Source organism: Acinetobacter chengduensis (assembly GCF_003664645.1).
In the GTDB taxonomy this organism is placed as follows: domain Bacteria; phylum Pseudomonadota; class Gammaproteobacteria; order Pseudomonadales; family Moraxellaceae; genus Acinetobacter; species Acinetobacter chengduensis.
Map to the genome: position 1 here is coordinate 209619 of NZ_RCHC01000006.1, position 6695 is coordinate 216313.

At 39.3% G+C, this 6695-nt stretch carries 6 protein-coding genes; 2 read left to right on the forward strand and 4 right to left on the reverse strand.

Features of this window, described 5'->3' with window-relative positions:
• Positions 1–211 precede the first annotated feature (211 nt).
• Positions 212–1252: a TauD/TfdA family dioxygenase gene (locus D9K81_RS07595; RefSeq protein WP_120375696.1), complete on the forward strand. Its 1041-nt coding sequence runs from the start codon at positions 212–214 to the stop codon at positions 1250–1252.
• A 511-nt stretch (positions 1253–1763) separates the two neighbouring features.
• Entirely contained in the window at positions 1764–2309 is a 546-nt protein-coding gene (locus tag D9K81_RS07600; RefSeq protein ID WP_120375697.1) for a type 1 glutamine amidotransferase domain-containing protein, read from the forward strand.
• Positions 2310–2397: 88 nt separating this feature from the next.
• On the opposite strand, the gene D9K81_RS07605 is transcribed toward D9K81_RS07600, so the two are convergent.
• The 4 genes from D9K81_RS07605 to D9K81_RS07620 form a co-directional block, all read right to left on the reverse strand.
• Complete coding sequence (locus D9K81_RS07605) at positions 2398–2709, reverse strand: ankyrin repeat domain-containing protein (protein ID WP_120375698.1); 312 nt, start codon at positions 2707–2709, stop codon at positions 2398–2400.
• Between the two features lie 10 nt (positions 2710–2719).
• A complete protein-coding gene (locus D9K81_RS07610; RefSeq protein WP_120375699.1) occupies positions 2720–3358 on the reverse strand; it encodes a hypothetical protein in 639 nt (212 codons plus the stop codon).
• 92 nt (positions 3359–3450) lie between these two features.
• Complete coding sequence (locus D9K81_RS07615) at positions 3451–4791, reverse strand: aromatic acid/H+ symport family MFS transporter (protein WP_120375700.1); 1341 nt, start codon at positions 4789–4791, stop codon at positions 3451–3453.
• A 256-nt stretch (positions 4792–5047) separates the two neighbouring features.
• Positions 5048–6412: an MFS transporter gene (locus D9K81_RS07620; RefSeq protein ID WP_120375701.1), complete on the reverse strand. Its 1365-nt coding sequence runs from the start codon at positions 6410–6412 to the stop codon at positions 5048–5050.
• Positions 6413–6695: the final 283 nt, after the last annotated feature.

The following is a 6695-nucleotide window of genomic DNA, read 5'->3' on the forward strand; positions in this document are numbered from 1 at the left end:
TCCAGACATTCTAAAGCTGAAGTAGCATCATGGCCAAACTTGCATTTGGTCGTAAATACAAAATAGCTTTATAAAATTTAAAGCGTTTTTATCAAACTCTACCTATAATTTGAATATTCTTTACGCAGTTTGCATTAAGGTTTGCTCGCGTATAAGAACTGTCTAAGGAACAGGCAGCAACTATAAAAAAAATGAAATGAGAGAATAATCTATGCAGCCTCAGCAACAATTTTTAAACGAATACACCAAAGTATTTTCAGCGCCCCCTGAAAACAATTCGAGTACGGCATTGGCACAATATATTGGCTCGCACCGTAACGAACTGATGCAACAGTTGCATGATTACGGCATTTTAGTTTTTCGAGGTTACCAAATAGAGCAACCTGAACAGTTCCAAATGCTGGTAGAGCAATATTTCCAACTCCAGCCGTGGAATGCATTTAACCCCAACATGCCAGGCTGGGCTGCATCATGGATGCGTAAATACAGTGAAAGTATTCTTGGCGCGGGTGATTACCGACGCTATATCGACCGTAATACAGTACAACTTGGCCCCGTCGAAAACTCAGTACAAGGTCCACATGTTGAAGGAGGTGTTCGTTCTGAGCGTTCCCGTTATATCGCACTTTTCTGCCAAGAACCATCAACCTATTTGGCCGAAACAGGGTTTAATAACTTAGAACTCATTTGGAATAAACTCCCCAAAACCTTACAAGAAAAATACTTAGGTGCTTGGAATCATTTTTCTTATGTCTCCGCGCGTAAGCTCAGTATATTTGATCGACTATTATTACAAAAAAGCCCTTTTAGCATTGAAATGCGCCAAGACAAAAAAGCCAAACTGACCTTGCAACGCTCGCCCCTAGTCATTCACCATCCAGACACTAAAAAACTGGCCCTACAACCTTGGGCATTTGCCAACAACACCAATCCGTTTGCACATCAAGCCGCGCAAACGTGTTTTTCTAATCGTGGTGACATTGAAATTGATTCCACAGCAGATGGCATGCAACTGACATGGGAAATTTACAATCAGCAAGGCGAAAAAATTGAATGGACAGATGAAGAAAAACAACAATTCTTCAATGCCATGTATAAAGATGCATTGTTATTGCAGTGGCATAAAGGCGATGTTGCCTTAGTTGATAATGTCAAAATTGCACATTGGCGCATGAATGGCGAGCAAGGCAACCGTAAGCTGATCCAAATTCAAGCCAATGTATTTAATGCAGACGATCATTATGCAGCTTAAGCCATCTGTGATTGATTTTGGCCATTATTAAGATGCGCGTGTACGCTACAGCTTACATGGTTTGCAGAATTTTGCCTCTAGGCAATCCTGCTGATTCAGCATAATCTGTATTTATCAGGAAACAGGACGTTTCCAAACTTAATAACAAAAAGAACAAGTTTGTACATCAGGATGTGAGATACGACAGGAGTCATATCTAAAGTTACGAAATATCGAAAAGCCCTATCAGGAAGATGGGGCTTTTTCGTATCTATTGCCTGTGTTTTACCTACCTAAGTTCATATTGAGCATGCATAAAATTGTTTTGCATCTCAGGCTCTATTTTGATGCTTTCAATTGAATGAACAAGATGAAATACCGAGCCAATTCATCTTATTAAAAAACGACTCTCAACATTTACAATCACGCAGTGCTGGAAAATATTGCTTACAGTCTTTTCATAATCACGACATACAGCCTGAAATGCACTTGTTATGGTGAATCAAATGCGTACACCTTTAGGATGAAACAGATGACCAAGAAAGTGTTATTTATCACCTCAAATGCAGGCGTAGAACAAGATGAACTGATCAAGCCCTTAGCGTTTTTAAGATCTAAAGGCATTGAAAGTATTCACGTAGCCCCTGAGCAACAACCTGTTGAAACGGTCAAATTAGATAAAGAACCTGCTCAAAGCTATGATCCTGATGCCCTACTCAGCAAAGTAAATGCTGATGACTATGATCTGTTACTGATTCCGGGGGGTACAGTCAATGCCGATACACTCAGAATAAATGAAGATGCTCAGCGTTTGATACAGCAGTTCGCAGATGCACAGAAGCCAATCGCTGCCATTTGCCATGCACCGTGGGTGCTGATTAATGCTAAACGCATTCAGGATAAGAATCTGACATCGTATAAAAGCATTCGTTTGGATTTAGAAAATGCTGGTGGGAAATGGACGGATGAAGAGGTACACCGCTGTAATACCGGGGGTTGGCCACTGATTACTTCGCGCAGCCCAGATGATATTCCTGCATTTAATCAAGCAGTTTTGAGCGAGCTCGAAGCGCTTTAGTAAATTGGAATTGAATGCTTTTTCAGAAAGATAAAAACCCCAAATGATGGGGTTTTTATGATTTTGTTATGCACTTAATCCATTGTGATTAGAGGCTTTTAAGATAAATAATGACATCCTCATTGCCTGCCATTTCTGCCAGCTCTAAGGCAGTGTATTGTGTTTTGTGCTGTACATCCGCACCTTTTTCTACCAGTAGTTTAACCACATCTAAATAGCCATTTTCTGCTGCCGCATGCAGTGCGCTATAACCTTCTTCATCGGTTTGGTTAACGTCTACGCCGTTGGCTAGACTTTTTTCGACTTCTGCGACTTCACCTAAAGATGCCCAATAGACCAGTTCAGGCAGGTGCAGTTCGTCATCATCTTCAGGGATTGGGGAAAATGAGTTGAGTTTCATTAAAATTTCCTTAAACGTCATTAATTAAAAAATCAGTTTCTGCATATCCTGCTATTATCTCGACACTAATATTATCTAAAGATGTTTTCACTACCCAAACACCAAGAAAATCTCCAGCTCTAATAGTCGTGAAATAAAGCGCTAATAAACTTTCAATCTCTTCAATTTTTCTAGGTAATGTTTTAACAAAATCATTGAGATTTTTTTCATTTCCCCAAGGATTGTCAGCATGTAGATATTTACCCAATTTATCATACAGATTTATATAATTCTTTAACGTTAAAAAATCTCCCTCTTTCCTTTCAAAATGAAAAGTACCATCACATTTAATGATAGGATCTAACAAAGGTATTGGATAAAAATCTCTATTTACTGATTCTAGGTTTTTAATAATTTTCGCTGCATTGAAATCTTTACGATAATCATTATTACATTGTGACTTTCTTCTAAAATTCTCATATTGAAGTCTATTAGGGGCTATTGAAGCATATGCTATCAATTCCATAGCTTTTCTAAGCTGTAGAATTGCAGACTCTAAATAAAAGATATTGCTTGAGGTATGAAAGACTTTTAAGAAGTCTTTTACTGCTCTGATACGCTCCAAACACAATGTCATATTTTTTTGATAAATCTTATTTAATTCATCCATAAGGTTATTTTGATTGTAAAAAATAAAGATACATAAATAATTAGTTAGAAAAAAGCCCCCTTTCGGAGGCTTTTATTTTTAAGAATTACAACTTAAGCTTTCGCAGGCTGTGCCACTTCAACTTTATCTGAATCCGTGTCATGCATAATCAATGCAACCGCAATTGCTGTAATTAATACAGGCAAACCCACTGCAATAAAGTTAAAGTGCGCTGGCAAGTTCATCCCGAGCAAACCACCAATCAAGATTGGCCCAATAATCGCACCCATACGGCCAATTGCAGACGACCAGCCAATCCCTGTCGAACGTACCGCAAGAGGGTAGTACTGAGCAACATAGCTATATAACAGCATTTGCGAACCAATAGATGCTGCACCAGCCAAGAACACCAAAATGTAAAGCAAGAACTGATTCGACTGGAAGCCCATTAAGCTCATCACAATCGCGCCCATAAGCCCTAAAAACATTAATACAGGTTTCAAATGGAAACGATCCGCCAAGATACCGCCACCCACAATACCTACCACAGCGCCTACATTCATCACCATCATAAACATGAGGCTGTTATCCATAGAATAACCCGCAGCCATCATTAACTTTGGCAACCAGCTACTTAGTGCATACATCGTGAGTAAGCAAGTGAAAAATGCGATCCAGAACAAAATGGTATTTGTGGCACGGCCACGACGGAACAAACTCATTACGCTAGCAGATTCAGGCGTATCGACATGATTTAACTCAAAAGTCGTTGTTTCTTGGACCTGAACTGCTGGCGCCAATTGGCGAACGATTTTTCGTGCTTCAGCTTGCTGGTTTTTTTGCACAATAAACGTTAAAGACTCAGGTAAAAATTTCCAAATTACTGGGAGTAAAAACAGTGGAATACCCGCAATAAAGAACATGATTTCCCAGCCAAAGCTTGGCGTAAACCACGCACCCAATAAAGCAGCCATCACACCACCGACTGCATAACCACTAAACATTCCTGTCACTAGGGTACTACGCATCTTCTGTGGCGCATATTCAGAGGTTAAAGCCACAAGGTTAGGCATTACACCACCAATCCCTAAACCTGCTAAGAAACGCAAAATAGCGAATTCAGTCGGGTTTGATGCGAAGCCACCTGCAAAGGTTAAACCACTGAATAGTACAATACAGATCATGATGACTTTTTTACGGCCAATTTTATCAGCCAAGGAACCAAATAACATGGCACCAAACATCATTCCTGCAAGTGCTGTACTGGCAAGCATACCCGCCTGCATTGCACTTAAGCCCCACTCTTCCATAAGCAAGGGTAAAACAACACCATTAATCGCTAGATCATAGCCATCAAATAAGATAATAAGCAAACACCAAGCTAAAACTTTAAAATGGAATTTGGAAAATTTTGCGTGATCAATAATATCATTCACATTCACTGCTTTTGACATTACTCACCTCCTGTAAATCTTTATTTGCATTGCACTTTAACTAGCGCCCTTCAGTTTAAAATTTTGTTTTTTAGAACAAAGCTGAAGCCATTTACTAAAGTAGTTTTGCCTAATATTCACATAATTTATACCACCATAAAAATTCAACATTAGTCTAAGTTTTAGTAATTTATGCCAATTTATGTACAAAAAAACCCCATTTAAATGAGGTTTTTTTAATCTACAACAATTTAATTCCAAATATGATTATTCGCACTTATGCACGAATGCTTTTTAAACCATCCTTTGCAGAATCTTGTACATTTGTCACAGACTGTTTGTCCGTGCGTACAATCAGCGCAACCGCAATCGCAACGATCACCACTGGAAAACCTACCGCCATAAAGTTAATTTGATGTGGTAATTCCATGCCCAAAAGCATACCAATTAAAATTGGACCCACAATTGCGCCTGTCCGGCCCACAGCAGAGGCCCAGCCAATACCTGTCGAGCGTACTGTCACTGGATAGAACTGTGCTACATAGCTATACAGCAAGATTTGCGAACCAATGGCAGATGCGCCAGCAACCGCTACCAAGAAGTAAATAACGGGCTGTGGTGAATTAAATCCTAATAAAGATAATGCAACAGCGCCAGCCAAACATAAGCTAATAATCACTGGTTTTAAATGAAACTTATCAGCCAAAATACCGCCACCCACCGTACCAATAACTGCGCCAATATTCATTGCTAGCAAGAACATTAAGCTACTGCTCATTGAATAGCCTGCTGCCATCATCAGCTTTGGTAACCAACTGCCTAAAGCATACAATGTTAATAAGCACATAAAAAAAGCTAACCAAAACAACAAAGTATTGATTGATCGCCCTTGTTTAAATAAGCTACTGACAAATGCAGGCTCTGACACTTTAGCCTCGCTCAGCACGAGTTTCGCCTGTTTTGGTAGCTCAATCTCCGCATCTAAATGCTGTAAAATTTGGCATGCTTGCTCATCTTTTTGTGCTTTAACCAAAAAAGTTAATGATTCAGGCAAGAACTTCCAAACAAAAGGTAAAAACAACAGCGGTATACCCGCAATGAAAAACATAATTTGCCAGCCATAGCTTGGCGTGAACCATGCACCCAATAAAGCAGCCATCACACCACCAACCGCATAGCCACTAAACATGGTCGTCACTAAGGTTGCGCGTAAACGTTGCGGTGCATATTCCGAAGTTAAAGCCACTAGATTAGGCAATACACCACCAATACCTAAACCCGCTAAGAAACGAAGTACACCAAATTCAGTTGGGTTTGATGCAAAACCGCCAGCAAAAGTAAAACTACTAAATAGCACCACACAAATCATAATGACTTTTTTACGGCCTATTTTGTCTGCCAATGTGCCAAATAACATGGCACCAAACATCATGCCCGCTAAAGCGGTACTGGCCAACATACCTGCCTGAACAGCGGTTAATGACCATTGTTGCATCAGTAAAGGAAGTGCCACACCATTAATGGCCAAGTCATAGCCATCAAATAAAATAATCAACAGACACCAAAACACCACCTTAAAATGAAAAGGTGTAAATTTAGCCTGATCAATCACTTGATTTACATTTATTGCATTCTTTTCCATGCCTCACCTCCTGTGAGATTGCATATCATTGTTGTAGTGATCCAATCGGGAAGCTTTTATTATTTGACTGATTTAGCCCAACCCAATACAAGAGCATTATTTGATCACAGTGATATTTTGTGAGACACGCGACAAAAGTCTAAAAAACAAACAAATTCCTGTACTTATAGGTACAGTTATTTAGGCTTAGAATGGAAAGTTTGAGCAATTTTGATCTTATATTTTTTAATTATTTATGTTAAATACGCTGATTTTTTAATCTACTTTAATTTTTTATCGCACC